Raw genomic sequence first — 24155 nt, 5'->3', positions numbered from 1 at the left:
CCATAAAAGTGAAGCCCGGCGCGAGGCCGGGCTTCGGTTGGCGTGTGGGAGAGAGAGAGAGTCACACGCCAGCACAACACGCACTAACGACAGGCGTTTGTTACCAGGTGAAGCGCGGGCCCACGAACCACTCGCGGTCGCCGGCCTTGGCCAGCTTCACTTCGCCACTCAGGCCCCAGTTCTGGTTGAACTTGGCGGTGGCGCCGACACGGCCATAGAACTCGCCGTCCGGGTTGATGCCGTGCTTCTTGGTGTAGTCCTCGTAGCCGGCCATCACGTAGCCTTCCACGTACGGGTTGAACGCGGTGCGCACGCCAACTTCGGTCGAGTAGCCGTTGAAGTCCAGGCCATGCTTCATGTCGAACTTCTGGTACGCAACGCGAGCCACCAGGTCGGTGTTCGGTGCGATGCCGTAGTTGTAGCCGGCGCCGATGCGCCACTGGTCGACGTCATTCTTGAACTTGTCGGTCTCCTGCGCGCTGTAGTCGCCGAAGATGTGGAAGTTCGGGTGCACCGCCACGGAACCCTTCACCTTCCAGCCGTCGGCGTCGCCGCCCTTGGCATCGGTGTTCACGTAGCCGCCTTCAACGTAGTTGTACGACAGGCCATCGGTTGCCGATGCAGCGAACGGCAGAGCAGCCAGAAGACCCAGGGCAAGCAGCGAATTCTTGTTCATCGGGACACACCTTTAATTATTTTGGTTTCGTCGGCCGCCTCCCGGGAGGGGGAGAGAGAAGAGGCGGTCGACAGGTGTGAATTATCCGTTAGGGGGTCTAATCAACCCTGAATATTGAACTGACTGGTGTATAAATAAGGCTGGCGTTCAGGGAACTCCGCATGGGACCGCTGTCGGCTTCTTACGCGCACCACGCTCGATGCTTGATGCGGGCACTGATCCTGATCGCCTCGCCGGTTGCGCTGCCGCAGGCACAGGCGGCTGAGCGCATCGTTGCTACCGGGCACATCGTCGTACAGACAGACGATGTCACGCGCTTCTTCAAGGTGCTGGACGCCAACCAAGGGCGCCCAAGCGCCGATGATCTGCAACACGGCTATCTGGATGCGGGTACGGATGCCCTGCGCAGCTTCACCGACCGCCGTATCGGCTCGATGGAGCGGCTGGCCAGGGCCATCCAGGACAAGCCGGCATTGTTTGCGAAAGCGAGAACCTGCGCGACCGCATTGCCATCGATCCGCACGCGCGTCGCCGCTGCCGTCGATCGACTTGGCGCCCTGTTGCCGTCTGCGCGCTTTCCCCCGGTCACCGTACTGGTGGGCCGCGGCAACAGTGGTGGCGTGACTACCGAAGCAGGTGTGGTCATCGGACTGGAAGCACTGTGCAACGCCGACTGGATGCAGACCGACGTAGGTGACCGCTTCGTGCATCTGATCGCGCATGAGTATGTGCACGTGCAACAGCCCGGTGCACGCGTGGACATCGAGCAGCCCACCCTGCTCTATCAGACCCTGCTGGAAGGGGGCGCCGAATACGTGGCCGAACGGATCTCCGGGCAACCGGCCAACGCGCATCTGCAACGTTGGACACAGGGTCGCGAGTGTGCGCTGGAGCGCGCGTTCCTGCAGGACAGCATGGGTACCGATCTTTCGAGGTGGCTGTACAACGGTCCCGGCGACGATGCGCGCCGCGGAGATCTCGGCTACTGGATCGGCTACCGCATCGCCCATGCCTATGTTGCGCGCGCGGCCGACACGCGCAGCGGCGTCGCCGAACTGCTGGATGTCCAGCCTGGGAACGCTGCAGCGCTGCTGGAAGCAAGTGGATGGCAACCTGCGTGCGGAGCAGGCGGAAGCACGCAGACGCGCATGCCGTGATGCCGGCTTCATGCAGGTGAATGGGTAACGTTTAACAGGCACAAGGCGCTTCGCCGATGCAGATCAGTTCGCTTGATCCCGCTTGTTAAGGTTTGTTGATCTACAGGCCTTCACAGCCCATCCACGTACTCAAATTCCAGCTGAAAGCACGGGCTGGCGCCGGGAACAAACGCCGCTATATTCCAGCTTCCCCAGACGAAGGAGGGAGTTGGAAATGAAACTGACCAAGCAGCACATCAACGCAGCACGCGCCATCACCGTCGCCATCGTGGCCACCGTAAGCCTCGGCGCTTGCGCCACCTACAAGGACGAGTTCGCAACCATCAACTCGCGCCTCGATCAGCTCGACGTAAAGGTGCAGGGCGCTGCCCAGAGTGCCGAGTCCGCCAACCAGTCGGCGCAGCAGGCCAACCAGCGTCTGGACCAGATCGAAGGCCGCGTACAGCAGCTTGAAAGGGCACCGGCCGGTCGCAAGCCGCGCGGCTGATAGCTCCCTCATCCTTTGAATTGATCCACCTCTGTATCGGGAACCAGTGGCCTTCGCCGGCCACTGGCATCCTTCCACCCAGGATTGCATTGCAAGGAGCCGTCCCATTCGTACCTCCTCCTCCCCTGCACGCCGCGTCCTCCATGCCGCACTGGCGATGGCACTGGCCGTTGCGTGCAGCGGCGCAGCCAGCGCCAAGGGCAAGGACAAGGAAGCGCCTGAACAGCGAATTGCTGCCGTTGATGAACTTCCACCCGACCAGAGCGTGTCCGAAACAGTGATCGAGCTGGCCGGCTGGGTGGTTGCCAGCAAGGACAACCAGGGCTACCCGTTCGCAATCATGGACAAGGCCGCCGCGCAGGTCCTGATCTTCGGCGGCGACGGTAAGCTGCGCGGCGCGGCACCGGCGCTGTTCGGTTCGGCCATCGGTGATCACTCGGCCCCTGGTGTTGCCAAGCTCGCACTGAGCGCGATTCCCGGCCATGACCGCACCACCCCTGCCGGCCGCTTCATTGGTGGCTACGGCCCCTCCGACGATGCCGGGCGCGTGCTGTGGGTGGACTACGATTCCGCCGTCTCGATGCACCCGCTGCCGCCAGGCACCCCGAAAGAGAAACGCGCCCAACGGCTGGCAACGCCGACGCCGGACGACAACCGCGTCACCCACGGCTGCATCAACGTCTCGCCCGCGTTCTACGAGCAGATCGTGCAGTCCACGTTCGAGAAGGGCGGTGTGTTCTACATCCTGCCGGACAAGGATTCGATCGCGAAGACGTTCCCGGAGTTCGCGCAGAGCCGTGGCGATGCAAAGGACGAAGACGAGAAAGGCGCGCGGCGCGCAAGCAAGTAGAAGTGGGTAGTGGAAAGCGTTTGCGTACCGGAAGTCAGGAAGCCGCAGCGCCCGCCGCCCGCGCCAATGCAGCGGCATGCGCATCGCCCTTCCTCTCGCTGTAACGGTCCACCAGGTAGTCCGTCCTGCCACGCGTCAGCAGCGTGAACTTCACCAGCTCTTCCATCACATCCACCACCCGATCGTAGTACGGCGAGGGTTTCATCCGGCCGTCGTCATCGAATTCCTGCCAGGCCTTGGCCACTGACGACTGGTTGGGGATGGTCAGCATGCGCATCCAACGGCCGAGCACACGCAACGTGTTGACCGTATTGAACGACTGCGAGCCGCCACTCACCTGCAGCAGCGCCAGCGTCCTGCCCTGCGTGGGCCGCACGCTGCCATCTTCCAGCGGCAACCAGTCGATCTGGTTCTTGAACACGCCGGTGACCGTGCCATGCCGCTCGGGGCTGACCCAGACCTGGCCTTCCGACCACTGCGACCAAGCACGCAAGCGCTGCACTTCGGGGTGGCTCATGTCCACGCTGTCCAGCATGGGCAGCGCATGCGGATCGAACACGCGGGTTTCGCACCCCAGGTGGCGCAGCAATCGCTCGGCTTCCAGTGCCAGCTTGCGGCTGAACGACTGCGGCCGAAGCGAGCCGTAGAGCAGGAGGATGCGTGGTGGCCCCAGATCTGCCGCGGCGAGCTGGTGATGATTGGGCTGGGGCAATGACGATTCCACCAGATTGGGCAGGTCAGGGCTTGTGATTGGCTTATTCATTCGATTATTCTAGAAATATGGAAACGTTAAATGCAATCACCGCCCTCACCGCCCTCGGCCATGCCACCCGCCTGGCTGCCTTCCGCCTGCTGGTGGAGGCTGGCCCGGCAGGGCGCATGGCGGGCGACATCGCCACGGCCCTGCAGGTGCCCCCAGCCACGCTCAGCTTCCACCTGAAGGAGCTGGTGCAGGCCGGGCTGGTGGAGAGCGAAAGCCAAGGCCGCCACGTCTGCTACCGCGCCAACTTCGATGCGATGAACAGCTTGATCCAGTACCTGACGCACAACTGCTGCGCGGGCTCCCCGGATGAGCGGTGCGCGGTGAGCGAACCGGCATGCGGGTGCTGAGATGAAACCCGACCCTGTGATTCGTGCCGGCACGCGCGACGACCTGGACTCCATCCGAGACCTTCTGCAGCAGGGGCAGTTGCCCGTGGCCGACCTGGAAAGCAGCGAGGTGGTGTTTCTCGTCGCAGACCTCGATGGCGTTCCCGTGGGCGCCGTTGGATTGCAGATCTTCGGCGCCTCGGCCCTGCTGCGCTCTCTGGTGGTGTCCGATGACCGGCGCAGTAACGGCCTTGGGCGCGCACTGCTGTCAGCGGCCGAAAACATGGCCCGCCGCATGCAGGTCAGGGAACTGGTGCTGCTGACAACGTCGGCAGGTCCGTGGTTAGCGCGGCACGGTTATGCCGGATGCGATCGCGCCCACGTTGCGGCGCCGATCCGCAGCTCTGCCGAGTTCACCCGTCTCTGCCCGGCCAGCGCGCTTTGCATGTCCAAGCCGCTCACTGATCATGGAAGCCACATGAAGCGCAATGTCCTGTTCCTCTGCACCGGCAACAGCGCCCGCAGCGTGCTTGCCGAAGCCACCCTGCGTGCATGGGGCGGCGATCGCTTCACCGCCTTCAGTGCCGGCAGCCAGCCCACCGGTCAGGTCAATCCATTCGCGCTGGCCCAGTTGCAGGCCGAAGGAATGCCCATTGAAGGGCTGCGCAGCAAGTCGTGGGATGAGTTCGTGGATGCAGCGCCCATGAATCTGGTCATCACCGTATGCGACTCAGCCGCAGCGGAGGCCTGCCCGGTGGTGTTCGGTGACTTCATCCGCAGCCACTGGGGCCTGCCCGATCCAGCGGCCGTGGCGGGCAGCGATGCCGACAAAGCCGCGGCGTTCGCGCTGGCCCATGCCATCGTGAAAGCGCGCCTGCGTACATTGCTCGCCTTGCCCGAATCATTGTGGTCCGACCGCGACGCGCTGCAGCACACGCTGGATCGGATCGGACAGCTGCAGCCGACTGATCGCATGCCGTGACTACCCCCATGAATCTGTTCGAGCGCTACCTGACGCTCTGGGTCGGGCTTTGCATTGCGGTCGGCACGCTGCTGGGCCACTTCCTACCCGGTGCCTTCGCGGTGCTGGCCTCCGCCGAAGTGGCCAAGGTCAACCTGCCGGTTGCCGCGCTGATCTGGCTGATGATCATCCCGATGTTGCTGAAGGTCGACTTCCGCGCGATGCGCCAGTTGCAGCAACACTGGAAGGGCATCGGGGTAACACTGTTCATCAACTGGGCGGTCAAGCCGTTCTCGATGGCGCTGCTGGGCTGGCTGTTCCTGCGCCATGCCTTCATCGACTGGCTGCCGGCGGGGCAGATCGACAGCTACGTCGCCGGGTTGATCCTGCTGGCAGCCGCGCCCTGCACCGCCATGGTGTTCGTTTGGAGCAACCTGTGCCGCGGTGATGCCAACTTCACCCTGAGCCAGGTGGCGTTGAACGACGCGATCATGGTGGTTGCCTACGCGCCGGTGGTTGCACTGCTGCTGGGCCTGTCGGCGATCACCGTGCCCTGGGATACGCTGCTGCTGTCGGTGGGCCTCTACATCGTGGTGCCGGTGCTGGTGGCGGCGTTGCTGCGGCACTGGATCCTGTTGCATCGTGGCGAGGCGGCGTTGCAGCGGGTGCTTCGCAAGCTGGCGCCCGTCTCGCTGTGCGCGCTGCTGCTCACACTGGTCCTGCTGTTCGGCTTCCAGGGCCGACAGATCGTGGAGCAGCCGCTGGTGATCGCACTGATTGCGGTGCCGATCCTGATCCAGGTCTACTTCACTTCAGGCCTGGCCTACCTGCTCAACCGCCGCCTGGGCGTGGCGCATTGCGTGGCCGGCCCTTCGGCGTTGATTGGTGCCAGCAATTTCTTCGAACTGGCGGTAGCCACAGCCGTAGGACTGTTCGGCGTGCATTCGGGGGCGGCGCTGGCGACGGTGGTGGGTGTACTGATCGAGGTGCCGGTCATGTTGTCTGTGGTGCGGATCGTGAACCGTACTCAAGCCTGGTACGAGAGACGCGAAGAGCACTGACACACCGGAGTGCGCCGAAGTCGATTTGCGTTCTTCGCCCCGCACTGTCGTCATCGGCCTGGTGGGGTACCCGTACGCCACGTCATCAACTTCGACCCATGTCGCATATTCCTCATGCCGCTACGGACGTTGCGGCGCCTGCGTCTGCGACGGCTTAACAGCATGCAAAAATGCCAAAAGCGTCTTTGATCAAGCGTTGAATGCAACTGTTCTGATTGGCACCGCGCAGCAGCACGCGTACAGATGACGTGCCATCGAAAAAGGATGGCCGGGCTTCGAAAACCCGTGCGCTTGTTTGACAACGCTTGCCCGCCGGCGTCACCCCTCGTGGCGCCGGCGGGCAATCCGTCTGCCGGCTATGGCGGGCGGAGCGTGGAGGCCCTGTGCCTGCCGGTTTCAACAAGCGCCCGGTTTTCGAGCCACGTCTCCGCCCGCCACCTTTGCGTGGCGGCTGCCGTCTGTCCTGCACGGAGCCTTTGCCATGAGCACCCCCGAATCCTCCCGACTACGCGCGCAGTACGTGCCCGCCAACGCGGACGCGCCTTCGGAAGCACCGCACCCGCACGATCCGCACGGTTTCATCGCCACCCTCGACCGCATTGGCAAGGGCGCCGCCGCCGACGGCCAGCCCTGGCCGGAACGTCATCAGATGCCCGGCCGCCGCGTGGCCTTGGCCGACGCGGACTGCGCATTGACCGGCCTGCGCGTGGCGCTGGAAATGCTGCTGGCTGCCGAGCGCGTGCGCCAGAACGGACCCGACGAGGAGTACGTGGGCGACCGGGTGATGGAGGGCCTGATGATGGTCAGTCTGTCGCTGACAGCACAGGTCAGCGCACGCATGCGGCCGGAAGGGTGATACGGGGAACAACGCTCACTGCAACGCCGGGCACGGCCCGGCGCTGCGGCGCGCGCCACATCACTCGCAGAGTGCGCTGTCTTCCTTCAACGCGGCATCCTGCAGTGGCTGGCGCTGTTCGATCTGCGCACGTTGTTCCGCCGTCGGCTCGCCCAGCCACCATACACGGCAGCGCGCGGTAAGACGGCCAACTATCTTCGACTGATCGGGCGAATACAGCATCGCCAACGCGGTGCCGGGGCAGTCGTGGGCCTGGCAGGCGGTATAGAACCACCACGGCTCACCCTGCAGCACTACCAGTTCGCCAGGACCGCTGGGCCCGCTCAACAGGCGTTCGCGCAGCGATGGAATCTCCTTGTCAGCGGATTCGGCTGCGGCCGTGTTCTTCATCAGGGCGTTGAACGCGGCCAGCACCTTCGGATCCTTGCGGCCGCAGTCGTCCACGGTATTGCCGCCCACCAGGGTGAAGAAATGCGTCGCCAGCGGGTTGTCCGCGCAGGTGAGTTCCCCGCCGGCGCTCGGGTCTTCCGGTTCGCCTTCGTTGTCCCACACCGAGGGGTCCACACCGTCTTCGGCGGACGGTTCCTTCTCCACCACCGTGGCGGTAGCGGCCGGTGCTTCGGTGGTCGGTGCCGGCGCCACAGCAGGTGCAGTCTCGCCAGTCTTCTCCGGTGCCTGTCCGCAGGCTGCCAGCAGCGCGGCCATCATCGCCATCCCTGTGATTCGCATCTTCATTCCGTGTCCTTGTCTGATCTGCGCTGCATCCACCAAATCGGCGGCCGCGTGATTCTAACCAGCGGCGCGCTAGGATGCGTCTGAAGCCTTCCCATCATCGCCAGGGCCTGGACGCATGCGCCGCACACGACTCGCCATGATCTTCTGCAGTGCCCTGCTGATGGCATCGCCGGCAATTGCCCACGATGCAGAAGGCGCGAAGCCCGCACAGCCGCTTCCCGATATCGCGCTGCCCGCACCGCTGGACCGTGTACTGCGCGACTACGAGCAGGCGTGGCACACGGGTGATGCCAAGGCATTGGGTGGGCTGTTCGCCGAGGATGGCTTTGTGCTGCAGAGCAACCAGCCGCCGGTGCGCGGCCGCAGTGCGATCGAGGCCGCGTATGCCGGCCAGGGCGGCAGCCCGTTGCGGCTGCGTGCGTTGGCGTATGCGGTGGAGGGGAATACGGGCTACATCATCGGTGCGTACAGCTACGGCAACAACGTGGGAGATACCGGCAAGTTCACGCTGACGCTGAAGCGTGAGGGGGATGGGCCGTGGTTGATCTTCTCGGACATGGACAACAGCAACGCGCGGCCGCGCGCGCGGTGATGAATGCCGCCGGGCATGGCCCGGCGCTACCGGGCACCAACCAAGGTTGGCAGCTACCAGAAGCGGGCTCCGTCCTAGATCCACGCTATGCGTGGATGGGGCGCGCACAGAAAACCCCGGCGCGTGGCCGGGGTTTTCGATTCACTTGAACAGCGTGTCCGGGTATTCCGGTTTCTGTTCCCGCGCCAGCAGTGCGCGCAGGCCTTCTTCCGGCGTCTGCTCGCCGTGCAGCACGGCGCGCACGCGGTCGGAGATCGGCAGGTCGATGCCATGGCGGCGCGCCTGTCGCATCACTTCGTCGGCGGTCTGCACCGATTCGACCACCTGGCCGATTTCGCGCACGGCATCCTGCAGCGTCTGGCCACGGCCCAGGGCCAGGCCCAGGCGGCGGTTGCGCGACAGGTCGCCGGTACAGGTCAGCACCAGATCGCCCAGGCCCGCCAGGCCCATCAGCGTTTCCGGCTTGGCACCGATGGCAGCGGCCAGGCGCAGCATCTCGTTGAGGCCACGGGTGATCAGGCCGGCACGGGCGTTGAGGCCCAGCTGCATGCCATCGGCCACGCCGGTGGCCACGGCCAGCACGTTCTTCATCGCACCGCCCAGCTCGGCACCGACCATGTCGTCGCCGGTGTAGGCGCGGAACGCCGGGCCATGCATCGCCTCGGCCACCGTCTGCGCGAACTCGGGCACGTCGCCGTGCACGGTGATCGCGGTCGGCAGGCCCTGGGTGACTTCCTTGGCGAACGACGGCCCGGTGACGACGGCCAGCGGCACGTCCTCACCCAGCACTTCGCGCGCCACTTCATGCAGGAAGCGGCCCGAACCGGGTTCGAAGCCCTTGGTGGCCCAGGCCACGCCGGCACCGGCAGGACGCAGCGGCGCCAGCGCACGCACGGTTTCGCCGAAGGCATGCGAGGGGGTCACCACCAGGATCCAGGCCGCGCCCTCCACCGCCGACGCCAGGTCAGTGGTAGCACGCAGGCTGTCCGGCAGCGGGATGCCCGGCAGGTAACGCGGGTTCTCGTGGCGCTGGTCGATGGCTTCGACCACGGCAGCATCGCGCCCCCACAGCACGGTCGGATGACCGTGCCGTGCGAGCAGGCTGGCCAGCGCGGTTCCCCAGGAACCGGCGCCAAGCACGGCGATCTTGTCAGCGGTAGTGCTCATCCGTGACGTCGCGGCAGGAATCAGGCGTTGCCAGCCGGCTCGGAGTCAGCCAGCGACGGTGCGTCGCCCTGCTCCTGGCGCTGGCGCAGGGTTTCTGCGTACAGGCCTTCGAAGTTGATCGGCTGCAGGAAGAACGGCGGGAAGCCGCCGGCCTGGATCAGGTCGCTGATCAGCTGGCGCACGTACGGGAACAGGATATTCGGGCACTGGGTGCCGAGCAGCACGTCGATCGACTGCGGGTCCAGGCCGACCAGGCCGAACACGCCGGCCTGCTTCACTTCGGCCACGTAGGCGGTGCGCTCACCGGCCTGGCAGGTCAGGGTCACGGCCAGCACGACTTCGAAGGCGTTCTCACCCAGGCGCTGCACCTGCTGGTTCAGGTTCAGCTGCAGCTCCGGCTGCACCTGGTCATTGAAGATGGTCGGGGCGTTCGGCGACTCGAAGGAGACGTCCTTGACGTAGATCTTCTCGACGGTGAAAGCGGGGCCGGTGGCGGCATCGACCGGCGCAGCAGCGCCGTTGGTGATCTCTTCGGACATTTCCAGTAACTCCAATGAATGCAATGAAAACGATGGTCGAATTACTGCGATGGGGGCGGGATCAGGCCCATACAAGGCCGGATCCGCCACCTGCGGCAATCAGTTGCGGCCCTTGACCAGCGGCAGTTCGGCCTGCTGCCAGGCGGGAATGCCGCCGTCGAGCACGTAGACCTTCTCGAAGCCGGCCTTCTTCAGCGCCTTGGCGGCGGTTTCCGAGGCGTTGCCGCTGCGGCACACCAGCACCACCGGCGACTGCTTGGCGTTGGCCACCAGCTTGTGGTCCGGGCCGAAGGCACTGGCCTGGGCGTTGCGGCTGCCGGCAATGTGGCCCTTCTCGAAGTCACCGCTGGCCGACAGGTCGACCACCACCGTGCCGCCCGCGTTCATCAGCTGGGTCAGTTCGGCGGGCTTGATGCCCTTGAAGCCCCGGAACAGGCGGCGGATCTCGGTGACGATGATGGCCACGGTCAGGCCGACCAGGGCCGCGGACAGCATCGGGTTTCGGCCTGCAAAGGCCAGCAACTCTTCGTAATTCACTCAGGTCACGGGTCGATTAAGCGGGCGCCGATTGTCGCACAAGCCGGACGCGGCCCGTCACTGCCCCTTCCACAGGTCCGGCAGGCCGGCGGTCTGCCACCAGCGCTTGGCCTCCGGATCCCAGCGCCAGCGCTCGACCACCATCACGGTGCGTTCGGCCTGGGTGTTCTGGTTGATCACCCCGATTTCGACCCGGCGCTCGACCAGGCCGCCTTCCAGCGCCGCGCTGCTGCGCTCGCGGTAAGACGACACGCGCAGCTGCGCGTAGCGGTTGAGCTCGAACTCGGTGGGCGGCTTTTCCTTGCGCAGCTTGGGGTCCAGATAGCCGATGGCATCGTCCATGCTGCCCCAGCGGATGGTGGCGCCGTAGGCGATCTGGGTCTCTTCCAGCAGCTTGCGCTGCTTGCGGCTCAGGTCGTCGGCCGAAGCCACGGCGCTGACCAGCAGCAGGGAACACATCAGGAACTGGATGAGGCGGCGCATCGGTGGTTTCCCCAGAACGTCAGCCTGCCATCCTACCCTTTGGCGAAGGCAACAAAGCGACCGCTGAACTCGGCGGCAGGCTTGCCATCGGCACCGGGCTGGGTGGCGATGATGCTGATGCGGGCCTTGCGGCGCTGGCGGAAGGTGTTCAGGAAGGCGTCCCAGCCGGTGGCCTCGGCCGCTTCGGCGTGGGCGTGCAGGTCTTCGTAGACCGGGGCCAGGTAGCGCAGGTTGCTGTCGGCCACGTAGACCTCGGCATCGTGGCCGGCCAGGCGCAGGCGCAGGCTGACCAGCGCCCAGCCGGACAGGGTCAGCACCGAGGCCAGGCTGCCACCGAAGGCGTTGCCCTTGTCGTTGACGTTGGCGGCCAGCGGCGCGGTGATGCGCAGCACGCCGTCGGCATAGCCGTCGAGCTGGATCTGCATGGCGCGCACCGCCGGCATGCAGTCCAGCACGTCCTGCAGGGCGGCCAGCGAGGAAGTCAGAGCATCAACGGACATCGGAGCAGAGACCACGACAACGAAGGGCCCGCATAATGCAGGCAATGGCCGACCATACGATACCCACTGGCGCCGCCGGTTCCGAGCCGGGCTGGACCTTCATTTCGCTGCGACCGCAGGGCCAGAATTCCGCACTGCGCCGCGCCGTTGCTGGGCTGGGCGGGCATGTGGTGGCCCTGCCACCCTGGCGCCTGCAGCGCTTGAACGGCATGCCAGTGGTGCGTCAGCTGCAACGCGCGCTGAACTGCGATCGGGTGGTGTTCACCAGCCCGGCCGCCGTGACCGCGGCCGCCACCCTGCTGCCACTGGCCGAGGCGCAACGCAGCCCGTGGCTGACCGTGGGCGAAGGCACCGCGCGCGCACTGCGGGCGCAGGGCGTCGGCGAGGTGCATGCACCGCAGCGGATGGACAGCGAGGGCCTGCTGGCGCTGCCGGTGCTGGCCGAGGCGCGGGGCCTGCGCATCGGACTGGTCACCGCGCCCGGCGGACGCGGGCTGATTGCTGCACACCTGCAGGCCGCAGGCGCCACGATCGAACGTGCCGATGTCTACCAGCGCCGCCTGCTGCGCCTGTCGCCCCGCACGCTGGTTCGATTGGCGCATTCAGCGCAGCCGTGGGTGTTGGCGGCGAGCAGTGGTGAGGCGTTGCTGCATTTCTGGCAGCAGCTTCCGCCGGCATTGCAGCAACGCCTGCAGACCCAGGCCACCGTCGTCGTGGCCAGCGAACGGCTGGGCGATCAGGCGCATGCACTGGGGCTGCAGCGCGTGGTGCGCGCGGCCGGGCCCACCACGGCACAGCTGGTGGCCGCTGCACACGCCACGCTCACCGTCCCGGCAGCGACCTGAACAGGGACGTGGGTCACGCTTGCCGCTGTGGTCGGCAACAGTGATGCTGTGCACAACGCGGCCTGCCGGATCCTGACCGGCGACGTTGCCGACAAGGAAGCCCCATGAACGAGACTCCGCCCGTTTCCCCGCCCCGTCGCCCCGCGCGCTGGCTGCTGCCGCTGGCCGGGGTGGTCGTGCTTGGCGTGGGCGGCTATGCCGGCTGGTACGTCTGGCAGCAGCAACAGCACGAACAGGAAGCGCAGGCACAGACCATGGCCGTGCAGCTGCAGGGCCTGGAGGCGACGCTGGATGCACTGCGCCGCGACCAGCGCGCGACCAGCCAGCGCCTGCAGGATGCGGCGACCACCAACCGCGTGCTGCGCGACGAGATGCTGGGCCTTTCGCAGCGCAGTGCGCTGCTGGAAGAGAACCTGGCCAAGCTGGCCGACAGCGCCAACCAAGGCCGCCAGGCGGTACAGCGCGATGAGGCCGAACTGCTGCTGACCCAGGCGGCGCAGCGGCTGAATTATGCCGACGACGTGGAAGGCGCGCGCCGCCTGTATGCACAGGCCGCCACCGCGCTGGCCGATCTGCCCGACAGCGATGGCCTGAACCTGCGCCAGGCATTGGTGCAGGAGCGCGATGCACTGGATGCGCTGGGCGCCGGCCCGCGCGTGCGGTCGCTGCAGCGGCTGGATGCCTTGGCCAGGGCACTGCAGGGGCTGCCGTCGCAGGTGACCGGCAACGCTGCGACCGACACCGCAAAACCGTGGTGGCAATCGACGCTGGCCCCGTTCGTGGACATCACCCCGAGCCGCCAGAATGGCCCGCTGACCGCCGCCGAACGTCGCAATGCCGACGACGCCCTGCAGCTGGAACTGACCCTGGCGCGCGCCGCGATCGAACGCGGCGACCGCACGGGCCGCGATACCGCACTGGAACGCGTGGAGCACTGGGCACAGCGGCGTTGGCCGGATTCACCGGCCCTGCGCGCGCAACGTGCTGAACTGAAGGCCTTGCGCGAGCTTCCGCTGCAGGCCAGCAACACCGTGCTTGGCAGCACCCTGCAGCAACTGCGCACCCAGACCGACCGGAGGTAGTCCCGCATGAAACCCCTGCAATCCCTGGTTGTGCTGTTGCTGGCGGTGGCCATCGGCGTGGTGGCCGCGCAATGGCTGGGCGCCGATGACCTCAACCGTTTCGGTGAAGTAACCCTGCGCTACGGCGGTTACGACTACCACAGCAACCTGCCGAAGGTGGCGCTGCTGTCGGTGATCGCAGTGCTGGTGCTGTGGCTGCTGTGGAGCCTGATTGCCGCACCGTTCCGCGCCTGGGGCCGCTACCGCCGCAAGCAGGGCCGGGTGCGCCTGATCGACGGCCTGCAGGCCTACGAGCACGGCCAGTGGCAGCGTGCCGAGAAGCTGCTGGATGGCGCTGCCAAGGACCCGGAAGTGAGCGCGGTGGCGCTGGCCAATGCCGTGCGCAGCGCACAGGCACGTGCCGACGGCCCCGCCGGTGAAGCGCTGCTGCAGCGTCTTGGCGAGAGCGATGCCACCCTGCAGGCGCTGCTGCGCGCCGAACAGCTGCTGGCGCGCGATCTGCCGGTGGATGCGATCAACGCATTGGACGTGGCGGCGATCCAGCCGCTGCCGCCGCGCGGCCTGTGGCTGCGTACCGAAGCGCTGGCGCGTGCCGGCCGCGCACACGAGGCCTATGGCCAGCTGGGTGCGCTGCGCCAGAGCAAGGTACTGCCGGCCGAATCAAACAGCGAACTGGAAGCCCGCCTGGCCGCACAGGCGCTGCTGGAAGCGGCCGACGTCAACGCACTGGCCGCACAGTGGGAAGCCACGCCGAAGGCGCTGCGGCCGACCCCGGACGTGGTGGGCGCCTATGCCAGCCGTGCGGTGGCCCTGAACTGGGATGAGCCGGCGCTGCTGGCGCTGGAACAGGCGCTGGACCAGCGCTGGGACGACGAACTGGTGGCGCTGTACGGCCGCCTGCCGGCCGAGCGCCTGGCCACCCGCCAGGCCAACCTGGCGCGCTGGCGCAATGTGCATGATGGCTCGGCCGCACTGCATCTGGCGCAGGGCCGCGTGGCCCTGGCCCAGCAGCAGTGGGATGCCGCCGATACGTTCCTGCACGAGGCCATCGCCGCCGGCGCCGGTGCCCCGGCGTGGGAAGCGCTGGGCGAACTGTTCGCGCAGCGTGGCGAGCACGCGCTGGCCGCGCAGTGCCTGGCCAATGCGCTGCGACTGCAGCGCGGCGAGGACAGCGTGGCGCTGGTGCGCGGCAGCGAGGCGCCGCTACGTGCCACGGTGGAAGAGCAGCCGATCGCGGTGCAGCCGCCGGTGTATGACGCCAATGAAGAGCGCGACGAGTTCGGCAACCCGCGGTTGCCGTGAGGCGTGCCGACCAACGGTCGGCACCCACCGGAGCAACAAAAAAAACGCCGCCCATTGGGCGGCGTTTTCGTACCAGCGCTGCCGGCCAGCGGCCGGCACTACCGTGATGCTCAGCGTTCGACGATCGCCACCACGCCCATGCCGCCGGCGGTGCAGATCGACACCAGCGCGCGGCCACCGCCGCGTTCGGCCAGCTGCTTGGCTGCGGTAGCAATCACACGTGCACCGGTGGCGGCGAACGGATGGCCGGTGGCCAGCGACGAGCCCAGCAGGTTGATCTTGTCCGGGTCGATACGGCCCATCGGCGCATCCAGGCCCAGGCGGTTGCGGCAGTAATCCTCGCTCTCCCACGCACGCAGGGTGCACAGCACCTGTGCAGCGAAGGCCTCGTGGATCTCGTAGATGTCGAAGTCCTGCAGGGTCAGGCCATTGCGCTTGAGCATCTCCGGCACGGCCACGGTCGGTGCCATCAGCAGGCCTTCGCCATGCACGAAGTCCACCGCAGAGACGTGCGCATCGCGCAGGTACGCCTGCGGCTCATGGCCGTGCGCACGCGCCCACTCTTCACTGGCCAGCAGCACCGCGGCGGCGCCATCGGTCAACGGCGTGGAGTTGGCGGCGGTCAGGGTGCCACGGCCGGAGACCTTGTCGAAGGCCGGCTTTAGCGTGGCCAGCTTTTCCAGCGAGGTATCCGGACGCAGTATGTTGTCGCGCTCGACGCCACGGAACGGTGCGATCAGATCGTTGAAGAAACCGCGCTCATAGGCAGCGGCCAGCTTCTTGTGCGAGGACACCGCCCACTCGTCCTGCGAGTCGCGCGAGATGTTCCATTCCTTGGCCATGTCCTCGCAGTGGTCGCCCATGCTCTTGCCGGTGCGCGGCTCGGCCACGCCCGGGAACTCGGGCTTGAGCTCGGAGAACTTGAAGCCGGAAGTGAGCGCGCGGATCTTGTCGCCAGTGCTCTTGGCACGGTTGGCGGCCAGCAGGCGCGCGCGCAGCTTCTTGCCGTAGACGATCGGCACGTCGGAGGTGGTGTCCGAACCGCCGCCGATGCCCGATTCGATCTGGCCCAGCGCGATCTTGTTGGCGACGGTGATGATGCTGTCCAGCGAGGTGCCACAGGCGCGCTGCAGTGTGATGCCCGGGGTCAGCGGCGACAGGCCGGACGACAGCGTGGCTTCACGGCCCAGGTTCCAGTCGCTGGAGTGCTTGATCACCGCACCCATCGCCACTTCACCCAGCTGCTGGCCGTGCAGGCCGAACCGTTCGACCAGCGCGCCCAGCGTACGGACCGACATGCCGAGGTTGCCGACATCCGAATACGCGGTGTTCTGGCGGCAGAACGGAATGCGGACGCCACCGAGGATGGCGACGGGACGAGCGTTGGGCATGGAGATACCTGGCATGGATGAGGGTGTCTGCAACATGGCCTGCACGGCGGAGCAGGCATAATGGAGCCAAGTGTAGCTGCCGCCCTGTGATGGGCCAACCGTGGAACCATGAGCAAACCCGACCCCGCGATGAATGCCCTTGGCGTGCTGGCCCTGGAACTGGCCGGCGGTGAAATCCCCCGCCAGGCGGTACTCAGCGCCGAACAGGCCGGTGAACTGGCCGATCGCGTCGGCCGCGACCTGTCCAAGCTGGTGCCGCAGGTGGCCGAGCTGGACCTGGTGTTCGCCGCCGCCCATTTCGACCCGGCCGAGGTGCTGCGCCCGGGCTGGCCGATCCACCGCCGCCTGGAAGAACTGCAGATGCGTGCCCCGGGCCGCAACCAGGGCCCGCGCCTGCTGGCCTTTGGTACCGACGCCCAGGGCGACGTGCCGCTACCGTTCCAGGCCGACGCCAGCCTGGTGGGCGGCGGCCTGCGCGTGGTGCCGTTCCTGCTGACCGGCAGCGACGTGGCGACGACCAATGCGGTGGCCGAGGCGCTGGAAGACACGCTGCTGGCCAACGGCATGGCCCATGCCGACACCGCGTTGATGGCGCAGAACACCTTCGGTGCCCGCATCGAGCACGCGCGCTATTTCACTGTGAATGATCTGGCCGCGATGATGTCGATGCAGTACGACAACCAGGGCCTGGCTGCGCTGTGGCCGCTGATCGAGACCGCGATCATGGCCCCCGGTGAAGACGAATGGCTCAACGCCGCGCCCGAGCCGCTGCTGCGTTACACGCATGGCGAAGCACGCATGGCGCTGTTCGATCCGGCCGGCTGGTGCGCGCACTACGATCACGGCAAGAACGATTGCGACCGCCTGAAGGGCATCTACGAGCAGTTCCTGATGCGCCAGCGGCAGATGGCCGCGGTGCTGGAAGCGCATGGCGTGCCGGTACTGTTCGTGCACTGCGAGGCCGGCCAGGACGCGCGCGAGCTGCTGGCGCGCTGAAGGCGGGTAGTGCCGGCCGCTGGCCGGCAACATCCGGATCTACGATTGCCGGCCAGCGGCCGGCACTACCGATCAGGAAAAACGCCGGCTTGCGCCGGCGTTTTCCGTTTCAGCAGAAATAGCCGCAGTGCTGTTCGTGCACTGCGAGGCCGGCCAGGACGCGCGCGAACTGCTGGCGCGCTGAAGACGGGTAGTGCCGGCCGCTGGCCGGCAACCTCCGCATTTGCGATTGCCGGCCAGCGGCCGGCACGACCGATCAAGAAAAACGCCGGCTTGCGCCGGCGTTTTCCATTTCCAGCAAAAGCGCGCTTACGGCGCCTTCTGGATCACCGCGCACGCCAGGCGCGCGCCGGCATTGCCGGTCGGCTGGGTCTTGTAGTCATCCGCATCGGCGTGGACGATCAGGCCACGGCCGATGATGTCGAAGTCATCACCCTTGCCGATGTTGACGTTGCTCGACACCGGGCCGTCGATGGTGGCCACGCCCTTGTCGTCGGCCTTGATGTTGGGCATGTCGCCGCCGTGGTGCGGATCGGTGGCGACGTTGCCGTGGTCCTGCTTGCCCGGGTTGAAGTGGCCACCGGCACTCATGCCGTCCGGAGCGCTGCAGTCGCCCTTCTCGTGAATGTGGAAGCCGTGCTCGCTGCCCGGCTTCAGGCCGCTGATCTGGCCGGTCACGTGGACCTTGCCATCGACCACCTTGAAGGTGACGCTGCCCTTGGTCTCGTTGCCCTGGGTCGGTGCCAGCTCGGCGCTGGCCGTAGCATCGGCAGCCGGTGCAGCCGCCGGGGCCGGCGTTGCAGCCGGTTCGGTGGTGGCACCGTCGGCCGGCGCGGCCGGCGGGGTTTCAGCCTGCGGCGCGGCCGGCTGCTGGTTGCAGGCCGCCAGGCCCAGCGCAGCAATGGCTGCGAACAGCGAAGTGTGGATCAAGCGCATGGAATCTCTCCCTGGATGATGCCTGCAGTGATCAGCGGACAACCCGGATCACGCCACAGGCGATGCGGACGCCGGCATTGCCGGCGGGCTGGCTGCGATAGTCGTCGGCGTTGGCATGCACGACCAGTGCACGTCCGGCGATATCGGTGGCGGCGCCTCCGCCAAGGGTAACGCCCTTGAGGTGGATATCGACGTTGGCGCGGCCCTGGGCGTCGGCACGCAGATTGTCCATGTCGCCCAGGTGGTGCTTGCCGGTGCCGGCGCGGCCATGCACAGCGCCACCGGGATTGAAGTGATTGCCGGCACTGCTGGCATCCACCGCACTGCAGTCGCCGCGCTCGTGGATGTGGAAGCCGGCCTGCTGCATCGGCTGCAGGCCACCGATCAGGCCGGTGATGTGGATACCGCCGGGCTCCACCATCAGTGCAATGCGGCCACTGACAATGCTGGCCGAGGCCGGCGCAAGATTGGCCTCGCCCTGCTTCGCTGCGCTGACCACGGTCGGCGGCGGCGGAGTAGGTTCGGTCTTTTTCGGCGCGCTGCCGCAGGCAGACAGCAGCACGGCGGCGGACAACGGCAGGATGGCAAAGGACAGACGCATCAAAGACTCCTTGCAGATGACACTAAGCGTTGCATCGTCCATGAACGATCAACAGTTCGGCAAGCGGGCGCGAGGATCGCGTGCAGGGGCCGTTCAATGGCCCCCGCGGCGGCGTCCGGCGCCCAGCTTGCGGGTAAGGGTATTGCGGCCAAGGCCCAGGCGGGCCGCGGCTTCGGCACGGCGGCCGTGGGTGATCTGCAGCGCGGCCTCCAGCAGGGCATGGTCGACCCGCTCGCGCACCTGCGCGTGCAGCCCTTCCACGCCTTCGGCCAGCTGACGGCGTGCCCATTCGGCCAGCAGCGCTTCCCACTGCCCCGGATCGGCGCTGGTGGTGCTGCTGCGACGACCGCGCGTACGGTTGAGCGCGGTATCGACGTCGGCCACGCCGATGGTGTCGGCGGCCGCCAACGCCGCCATCCGCCAGCACATGTTTTCCAGTTCGCGCACGTTGCCCGGCCAGTCGTGTTCGCGCAGCGCCTGCAGTGCGGCCGCGGTCAGCCGCTTCGGCGGCGTATCCAGCTTGCGCGCGGCGGCGGCCAGGAACGTACTGGCCAGCTGTGCGATGTCCTCGCGGCGCTCGCGCAGCGGTGGCAGCTGCAGGCGCACCACGTCGAGGCGGTGCAGCAGGTCGGCGCGGAACTTTCCTTGTGCAACCAGCCCTTCCAGGTCCTGGTGGGTGGCGGCGACCACGCGCACGTCGACGCGGATCAGTTCACGGCCACCGACGCGGAAGAACTCGCCCTGCGCCAGCACGCGCAGCAGCCGGGTCTGCAACGGCAGCGGCATGTCGCCGATCTCATCCAGGAACAGTGTGCCGCCATCGGCCTGCTCGAAGCGGCCGATATGGCGGCGCTGCGCGCCGGTGAAGGCGCCGGCTTCGTGGCCGAACAACTCGCTTTCCAGCAGCTCGGACGGGATTGCAGCGGTATTGAGCGCGACGAAGGGCCCCTGCGCGCGCGGTGATTCGCGATGCAGCGCATTGGCCACCAGCTCCTTGCCGGTGCCGGTCTCGCCGGTGATCAGCACCGCCAGCGGTGCCTGCGCCAGGCGACCGATGGCGCGGAACAGCGCGCGCATCGGCGGGGTATCGCCCACCAGTTGCGGCGGTTGGTCGCTATGCGCTTCGGCCGCAGGTGTGGCCGCCGCCAATGCCGGTGCGACGGCCGGCAGCACCCGTTGCGCCAGTGCCACCGCATCGTCCAGATCGAACGGCTTGGACAGGAATTCATGCGCGCCACCGCGGAACGCGCCGGCCGTGCTGGCTACATCGGTATAGGCCGACATCACCACCACCGGCAGCTGCGGCAGCGCGGCCTTGAGCTTGTCCAGCAACACCAGGCCATCGTCGCCGGGCATGCGCACATCGGTGAACAGCAGCGCCGGTGGCGGGCCTTCGCTCAACGCCTGCAGGGCGGGTGCGGCGCTGTCGAAATCGACGACCTGGTAGCCCGCCTCGCGTAGCGCGGTGCACAGCACGAAGCGCACGGCCCGATCGTCATCGACCACCCAGATGCACTGCGGGGACGAAGAAGACTCAGACATCGCGCGGGGCCTCCTCGGCCGGGGCGGGGCCGCTGACGATCGGCAGCAGCAGGGTGAACACGGTATGGCCCGGGCGCGAGCGGTAGGTCAGCGTGCCGCGATGCTCGCGCGCCACCTGCTGGGCCAGCGCCAGACCCAGGCCAGTGCCTTCGGCACGGCCACTGACCAAGGGCAGGAACAGGTGTTCAGCCAGTTCCTCGGGAACGCCACGGCCGTCGTCGGCGATTTCCAGGCGCAACGCCAGCGTGTGCAGCTGCTCGGCAATGCGCACGCCATGCTCCACGCGGGTACGCAGGGTGATGTTGCCGGCGCCGGCCTGGATCGCGTTGCGCACCAGGTTCCAGACCGCCTGGGTAAGGCGGTCGGCGTCACCATGGAATTCGGGGATGCTGGGGTCGTAGTCACGCTGCAGGCGCACCGCCCAGCCGGCTTCGCTCTCGGCCAGGCGCAGCACGCGTTCCAGCGCGGCATGGATGTTCAGTTCGGCATGCGGCGCCGCCGGGGCCGGCGACAGCAGCTGGTCGAGCAGGCCGTTGAGGCGCTCGATCTCCGAGCCGATCAGTTCGATCAGCTCACGTTCGCTGGCGTCGCGCTGCGCCGCGCGGCGGGCCAGCAGCTGGGCCGCGCCCTTCAGCCCGGCCAGCGGGTTGCGCAGCTCGTGGGCCAGCCCCTTCAGCGCCGCGCTGAGCGCGCTGGGCAGCGCCTGGGTGGGATCGAGTCCTGGGAACTCATCGACCGGATGCGCCTCCAGCAGCCAGCCGCCATCGTCGCGGCGGCTCATCCAGCCCTCGGCGAAGCGCGGCGTCTCTCCGGGCACCGCCAGCGCCAGCCGGTTCAAGCGCAGGCTGTCGCGCTCATCGCGGGCCAGGAAATGGGCCAGGGCTTCGCCCTGCACTTCCAGTGCGGCCAGCGGCCGACCCAGCAGGCGCCGGACGCTGACGCCCAGCCAGCGGGCGAAGGCCGGATTGCAGCCGGCAATGCAGCCATCGGCCCCGGCCCAGGCCAGCGGCGTGCCCAGGGCATCGAGGGACGGCGGGGGTGCGGGGTCGGACATTGCACCAATGTAGTGCAAAACGGGGGTTCGGGGTCAGAGCCCTTTCCTCGGGGAAAGGGATCTGACCCCTTGCGCTGCGGGGTCCGGGGTCGGATCCCATTCCGTCAGGAAAGGGCTCTGACCCCTGCCGCAGGTCGAGCAAGCTCGACCACTACCAGATGCGTGGCCGGTTACAGCTTCATGTTCAGGCCGACGAACACGCTGCGGCCCGGGGCCGGCGAGAACATCGGGCGGGCGCTGTCCCAGAAGAAGCTGTCGTACCAGGCGTAGGCGTACTCGCGGCCGGTAACGTTCTTCAGCTGCAGGTCCACGCTGAAACGCGGGGTGAGCTGATAGGCAGCACTGAGGTCGAGCACGGCGAAGCCACCGAACTTGCCGGCCACGTTGCGTTCTTCCAGGTAGTAATCGCCCTGTGCACGCGCCTGCAGGCCCAGCCGCAGCGCATCAGCGGCGCGGTAATCCACACCCAGATTGCTGATATGGCGCGGGGTGGCAGCCACTTCGCGGCCCTGCAGGGAAATGCCGGCATCGCGGTCGTCGCGGGTGATCTTCGCTTCCTGGTAGGCGTGCGAGGCCCATACCGTCCAGTCGTCGCCCAGTTGCAGGCTCAGCTGCGCATCCACGCCGCGTCGGCGGGTCTTGCCCAGGGTGACCGTGGTGCCAGTGGCCGGCATGTTGGATACCTCGTTTTCCGCGTCCTGCTGCCACACCGCCAGGCGCGCCTGGGCGCCCTGGAACGGCAGGAACTTCAGGCCCAGCTCCATGCCGGTATTGGTGGACGGCTGCAGCGGCGCCTGCCCCGGAGTGAGATAGGCCGGTGCGGTGGAGCCGGTCAGCACCTGGAAGGTGCGGCCCCAGTTGGCATAGACGTGGGTGGTCTGGCCCAGGCTGTGGATGACGCTCAGCTTGGGCTGACCGATGCTGCCGTAGTCCTGCAGGCGTCCGCGGACGCCGTTCATCAGGTGCGTGCTGCCACTGAAGCGATCGATACGATAGGCCGGCACGATCTTCCACGCCTCGGCGGGCAGGTAGATGGCCTGCACGTAGGCGCCCCAGTTGTCGAAGCTGTGGCGGTCGTCGTTCTGCACGCGCGCCGGCGGCTGGCTGTAATCGGTCGGTTCGGCGTAGGCGTAGCGCTCGCGGATATAGCCGTTGTCCTGCTGCTCGTAGTTCAGGCCGCCCTCGACAGTAAGCGCGGAACTGGCCTGCCAGGTCAGGGTGCTGAGCAGGCCAGTCTGGCGCTCATCCCACACGCGGCGCTGGCGCGGCAGGTTGCCGGTGGGCAGGTTGCTGAAGGTCACGCGGCGGTCGTCTTCGTAGCGGTTGTAGTACAGCCGCGTGCCGAAGGTGAGTGCGTCGGACAGCTTCATATCCAGGTGCGCGGCAAGCTGGCGCATGTCGCGGTCATCACCGTCGTTGCCGTTGCGCAGCTCGCTGCCACGGCGGTGCGTGCGCAGTTCCCCGGCGGTCATGAAGCCCGGTTCGTCGGCCTCATGGTGGTAGGCGCGCGCCGTCAGGCCCACGCGCAGCCCTTCGTCCAGCGTGCCGAAGAACCACTTGCCGCCCAGCGAGTACTTCCTGGAGGTGTCGTGGTCGCGATAACCATCGCTGGCCTGGGTGCCGACAAAGTAGTTCTGCGCGAAGCCATTGGCTTCGCGGCCAACCGCCAGCTGTGCATCACGGGTGTTGTAGCTGCCGTAGGCCAGGCGCGCATCGGTGTAGCTGCCACCCTGGCGCGTACCGAAGTTCACGTTGCCGCCGATGTTGTGCAGGCCATAGCGCGGATCGTTGGTACCGCGCACTACTTCGATGTAGCTGATGTCCAGCGGAAACAGCATGTCGATGAAGCGCTGGTTGCCGCTGTTGACGTTGCTGGGGATGCCGTCGATGAGGGTCTTGATGGCGTTGAGGTAGCCCTCGCCGTTGAAGGCGCGGAAGCTGACCTTGCCCGATTCGGCACCCTGCCGCGTTTCGGTGAGCTGGATGCCGGGCATCTGCCCCAGCAGCTCCCAGCTGTGCGAGACGTTGCGGTCTTCGATCTGGTCCGCGCCGAGCACGTCCACCGAAGTCAGCACCTGGTGCGCGCTGAGCTGGCCTTCGCCATGCTGGTGCACCTGCACCTTGCCGAGGGTGAGCGCGGCATCGGCGGACTGTGCGAAAGCTTCAGGGGCGAACGGAGCGGCCGCGAGGGCGGCCACAAGGGTGGGAGTCTTCATGGGAAGGGGCGGCTGCTGTGAAATGTAATCATATAACATTTCACATGCCCGCTTTTGCAGCGTCGAGCAAGGCTCGGCGCTACAAGGGTGGGAGCCGTGGGGATTACACCGGGTAGCCGGTGGCTTCCCGTGCCTTCTTCCAGGCGGCTTCGAATTCACGCGCGGAGATTTCGTCGTCCTCGTCGAAATCCAGGAACGACACCGGCTGGTCGGCCAGCAGGAAACGGTCATCGCTGTGGGCGTGCTCGTCGGCCCAGACCATCCTGGTGCCGTAGATTTCCACCTGGCGCACGATCTTCTCGCCACGGGCTTCCATCAGCACGTTGCCCTTGCCCAGGCCCGATTCGGCCCAGTGCTTGTAGTACTTCTTTGCGGCGGACTTCGCGCCGGGTTTTGCGTTGTGCTTTGCGTAGGTCATTGCAGGGGTCCTGGCCGCAGGCGCGGCCGGAAAGTTCGGAATGGCGCCATTATCAGGCATCCGGGGTCAGAGCCCTTCCCTT

Annotated in this window: 27 protein-coding genes and 1 pseudogene; 13 read left to right on the top strand and 15 right to left on the bottom strand. The window is 67.0% G+C overall.

The annotated features are described in order from the left end of the window. Positions 1-100: 100 nt before the first annotated feature. Entirely contained in the window at positions 101-676 is a 576-nt protein-coding gene (locus AC5P9F_RS13675; RefSeq protein WP_005411880.1) for an OmpO family porin, read from the bottom strand. Between the two features lie 206 nt (positions 677-882). Between AC5P9F_RS13675 and AC5P9F_RS13670 the strand changes: the two genes are divergently transcribed. The 3 genes from AC5P9F_RS13670 to AC5P9F_RS13660 all read left to right on the top strand — a co-directional run bounded on the left by AC5P9F_RS13670 (position 883) and on the right by AC5P9F_RS13660 (position 3170). Beyond that, positions 883-1833: a DUF2268 domain-containing putative Zn-dependent protease gene (locus tag AC5P9F_RS13670; protein WP_212561431.1), complete on the top strand. Its 951-nt coding sequence runs from the start codon at positions 883-885 to the stop codon at positions 1831-1833. Between the two features lie 214 nt (positions 1834-2047). Beyond that, complete coding sequence (locus AC5P9F_RS13665; protein ID WP_005407606.1) at positions 2048-2320, top strand: hypothetical protein; 273 nt, start codon at positions 2048-2050, stop codon at positions 2318-2320. A gap of 157 nt (positions 2321-2477) precedes the next feature. Next, on the top strand, positions 2478-3170 hold the full coding sequence (locus AC5P9F_RS13660) for a L,D-transpeptidase family protein (protein WP_049402849.1): 693 nt from the start codon (positions 2478-2480) through the stop codon (positions 3168-3170). A gap of 34 nt (positions 3171-3204) precedes the next feature. Here the strand turns inward: AC5P9F_RS13660 and arsH are convergent, their stop codons facing one another. Continuing rightward, positions 3205-3933, bottom strand: a complete 729-nt coding sequence (arsH, locus tag AC5P9F_RS13655) for an arsenical resistance protein ArsH (RefSeq protein ID WP_274849997.1) — start codon at positions 3931-3933, stop codon at positions 3205-3207. Between the two features lie 17 nt (positions 3934-3950). Here arsH and AC5P9F_RS13650 point away from each other — a divergent pair, with 17 nt between their 5' ends. The 5 genes and pseudogenes from AC5P9F_RS13650 (at position 3951) to AC5P9F_RS13630 (ending at position 7137) form a co-directional block, all read left to right on the top strand. Then, the gene (locus AC5P9F_RS13650) at positions 3951-4280 is read left to right on the top strand and encodes an ArsR/SmtB family transcription factor (protein ID WP_111189277.1); all 330 of its coding nucleotides are present in this window, start codon (positions 3951-3953) and stop codon (positions 4278-4280) included. Between the two features lies 1 nt (position 4281). Then, positions 4282-4701 (top strand): annotated as a pseudogene (locus tag AC5P9F_RS13645) (GNAT family N-acetyltransferase); the annotation flags it as partial. Positions 4702-4737: 36 nt separating this feature from the next. After that, a complete protein-coding gene (locus AC5P9F_RS13640; RefSeq protein WP_227832898.1) occupies positions 4738-5241 on the top strand; it encodes an arsenate reductase ArsC in 504 nt (167 codons plus the stop codon). A gap of 8 nt (positions 5242-5249) precedes the next feature. Beyond that, on the top strand, positions 5250-6281 hold the full coding sequence (gene arsB, locus AC5P9F_RS13635) for an ACR3 family arsenite efflux transporter (protein WP_274849996.1): 1032 nt from the start codon (positions 5250-5252) through the stop codon (positions 6279-6281). Between the two features lie 481 nt (positions 6282-6762). Continuing rightward, positions 6763-7137 carry a hypothetical protein gene (locus AC5P9F_RS13630; protein ID WP_308679609.1) on the top strand — a complete coding sequence of 125 codons (375 nt, stop codon included), beginning with the start codon at positions 6763-6765 and terminating at the stop codon, positions 7135-7137. Positions 7138-7197: 60 nt separating this feature from the next. Here AC5P9F_RS13630 and AC5P9F_RS13625 read toward each other — a convergent pair whose 3' ends face one another. Then, positions 7198-7872 carry an Ivy family c-type lysozyme inhibitor gene (locus AC5P9F_RS13625; protein ID WP_308679607.1) on the bottom strand — a complete coding sequence of 225 codons (675 nt, stop codon included), beginning with the start codon at positions 7870-7872 and terminating at the stop codon, positions 7198-7200. A gap of 136 nt (positions 7873-8008) precedes the next feature. Here AC5P9F_RS13625 and AC5P9F_RS13620 point away from each other — a divergent pair, with 136 nt between their 5' ends. After that, complete coding sequence (locus AC5P9F_RS13620) at positions 8009-8464, top strand: YybH family protein (RefSeq protein ID WP_308680640.1); 456 nt, start codon at positions 8009-8011, stop codon at positions 8462-8464. A 141-nt stretch (positions 8465-8605) separates the two neighbouring features. On the opposite strand, the gene AC5P9F_RS13615 is transcribed toward AC5P9F_RS13620, so the two are convergent. From AC5P9F_RS13615 to AC5P9F_RS13595, 5 genes are all read right to left on the bottom strand, one after another. Continuing rightward, a complete protein-coding gene (locus tag AC5P9F_RS13615) occupies positions 8606-9631 on the bottom strand; it encodes an NAD(P)H-dependent glycerol-3-phosphate dehydrogenase (protein WP_005407597.1) in 1026 nt (341 codons plus the stop codon). A gap of 20 nt (positions 9632-9651) precedes the next feature. Continuing rightward, positions 9652-10170, bottom strand: a complete 519-nt coding sequence (gene secB / locus AC5P9F_RS13610) for a protein-export chaperone SecB (RefSeq protein ID WP_005407596.1) — start codon at positions 10168-10170, stop codon at positions 9652-9654. Between the two features lie 99 nt (positions 10171-10269). After that, positions 10270-10707 carry a rhodanese-like domain-containing protein gene (locus AC5P9F_RS13605; RefSeq protein WP_005411869.1) on the bottom strand — a complete coding sequence of 146 codons (438 nt, stop codon included), beginning with the start codon at positions 10705-10707 and terminating at the stop codon, positions 10270-10272. A gap of 57 nt (positions 10708-10764) precedes the next feature. Continuing rightward, positions 10765-11190, bottom strand: a complete 426-nt coding sequence (locus tag AC5P9F_RS13600; RefSeq protein ID WP_005407594.1) for a hypothetical protein — start codon at positions 11188-11190, stop codon at positions 10765-10767. Positions 11191-11222: 32 nt separating this feature from the next. Beyond that, positions 11223-11690 (bottom strand): YiiD C-terminal domain-containing protein, encoded by a 468-nt coding sequence (locus AC5P9F_RS13595; protein ID WP_005407593.1) that lies wholly within the window; start codon positions 11688-11690, stop codon positions 11223-11225. Positions 11691-11725: 35 nt separating this feature from the next. Here AC5P9F_RS13595 and AC5P9F_RS13590 point away from each other — a divergent pair, with 35 nt between their 5' ends. The 3 genes from AC5P9F_RS13590 (at position 11726) to AC5P9F_RS13580 (ending at position 14919) form a co-directional block, all read left to right on the top strand. Continuing rightward, positions 11726-12535 carry a uroporphyrinogen-III synthase gene (locus AC5P9F_RS13590; protein WP_076738908.1) on the top strand — a complete coding sequence of 270 codons (810 nt, stop codon included), beginning with the start codon at positions 11726-11728 and terminating at the stop codon, positions 12533-12535. 104 nt (positions 12536-12639) lie between these two features. After that, positions 12640-13617: a uroporphyrinogen-III C-methyltransferase gene (locus tag AC5P9F_RS13585; protein ID WP_024957767.1), complete on the top strand. Its 978-nt coding sequence runs from the start codon at positions 12640-12642 to the stop codon at positions 13615-13617. Between the two features lie 6 nt (positions 13618-13623). Continuing rightward, positions 13624-14919, top strand: coding sequence for a heme biosynthesis HemY N-terminal domain-containing protein (locus tag AC5P9F_RS13580; protein ID WP_012478739.1), 1296 nt, complete (start codon positions 13624-13626; stop codon positions 14917-14919). 110 nt (positions 14920-15029) lie between these two features. Here AC5P9F_RS13580 and AC5P9F_RS13575 read toward each other — a convergent pair whose 3' ends face one another. Continuing rightward, the gene (locus AC5P9F_RS13575) at positions 15030-16325 is read right to left on the bottom strand and encodes an acetyl-CoA C-acetyltransferase (RefSeq protein ID WP_012478738.1); all 1296 of its coding nucleotides are present in this window, start codon (positions 16323-16325) and stop codon (positions 15030-15032) included. A gap of 93 nt (positions 16326-16418) precedes the next feature. Between AC5P9F_RS13575 and AC5P9F_RS13570 the strand changes: the two genes are divergently transcribed. Further along, complete coding sequence (locus tag AC5P9F_RS13570; protein ID WP_005407588.1) at positions 16419-17306, top strand: hypothetical protein; 888 nt, start codon at positions 16419-16421, stop codon at positions 17304-17306. Positions 17307-17615: 309 nt separating this feature from the next. On the opposite strand, the gene AC5P9F_RS13565 is transcribed toward AC5P9F_RS13570, so the two are convergent. The 6 genes from AC5P9F_RS13565 to AC5P9F_RS13540 form a co-directional block, all read right to left on the bottom strand. Beyond that, positions 17616-18242, bottom strand: a complete 627-nt coding sequence (locus AC5P9F_RS13565) for a superoxide dismutase family protein (RefSeq protein ID WP_005411864.1) — start codon at positions 18240-18242, stop codon at positions 17616-17618. A 31-nt stretch (positions 18243-18273) separates the two neighbouring features. After that, positions 18274-18843: a superoxide dismutase family protein gene (locus AC5P9F_RS13560; RefSeq protein WP_274849995.1), complete on the bottom strand. Its 570-nt coding sequence runs from the start codon at positions 18841-18843 to the stop codon at positions 18274-18276. Between the two features lie 93 nt (positions 18844-18936). Further along, positions 18937-20385, bottom strand: a complete 1449-nt coding sequence (gene ntrC / locus AC5P9F_RS13555; protein ID WP_100443439.1) for a nitrogen regulation protein NR(I) — start codon at positions 20383-20385, stop codon at positions 18937-18939. After that, on the bottom strand, positions 20378-21439 hold the full coding sequence (locus tag AC5P9F_RS13550) for a two-component system sensor histidine kinase NtrB (protein WP_274849994.1): 1062 nt from the start codon (positions 21437-21439) through the stop codon (positions 20378-20380). Before AC5P9F_RS13550 ends, ntrC begins: the two co-directional genes overlap by 8 nt. Before the next feature lie 170 nt (positions 21440-21609). Continuing rightward, positions 21610-23655 carry a TonB-dependent receptor gene (locus AC5P9F_RS13545; RefSeq protein ID WP_308679599.1) on the bottom strand — a complete coding sequence of 682 codons (2046 nt, stop codon included), beginning with the start codon at positions 23653-23655 and terminating at the stop codon, positions 21610-21612. A gap of 103 nt (positions 23656-23758) precedes the next feature. Beyond that, positions 23759-24073 carry a hypothetical protein gene (locus tag AC5P9F_RS13540; protein ID WP_021204073.1) on the bottom strand — a complete coding sequence of 105 codons (315 nt, stop codon included), beginning with the start codon at positions 24071-24073 and terminating at the stop codon, positions 23759-23761. Positions 24074-24155 lie beyond the last annotated feature (82 nt).

Source organism: Stenotrophomonas sp. YJH_SMC_4, assembly GCF_059371575.1.
Note: the sequence above shows the minus strand (reverse complement) of the source record. Positions and strands in the feature narration are given on the sequence as shown.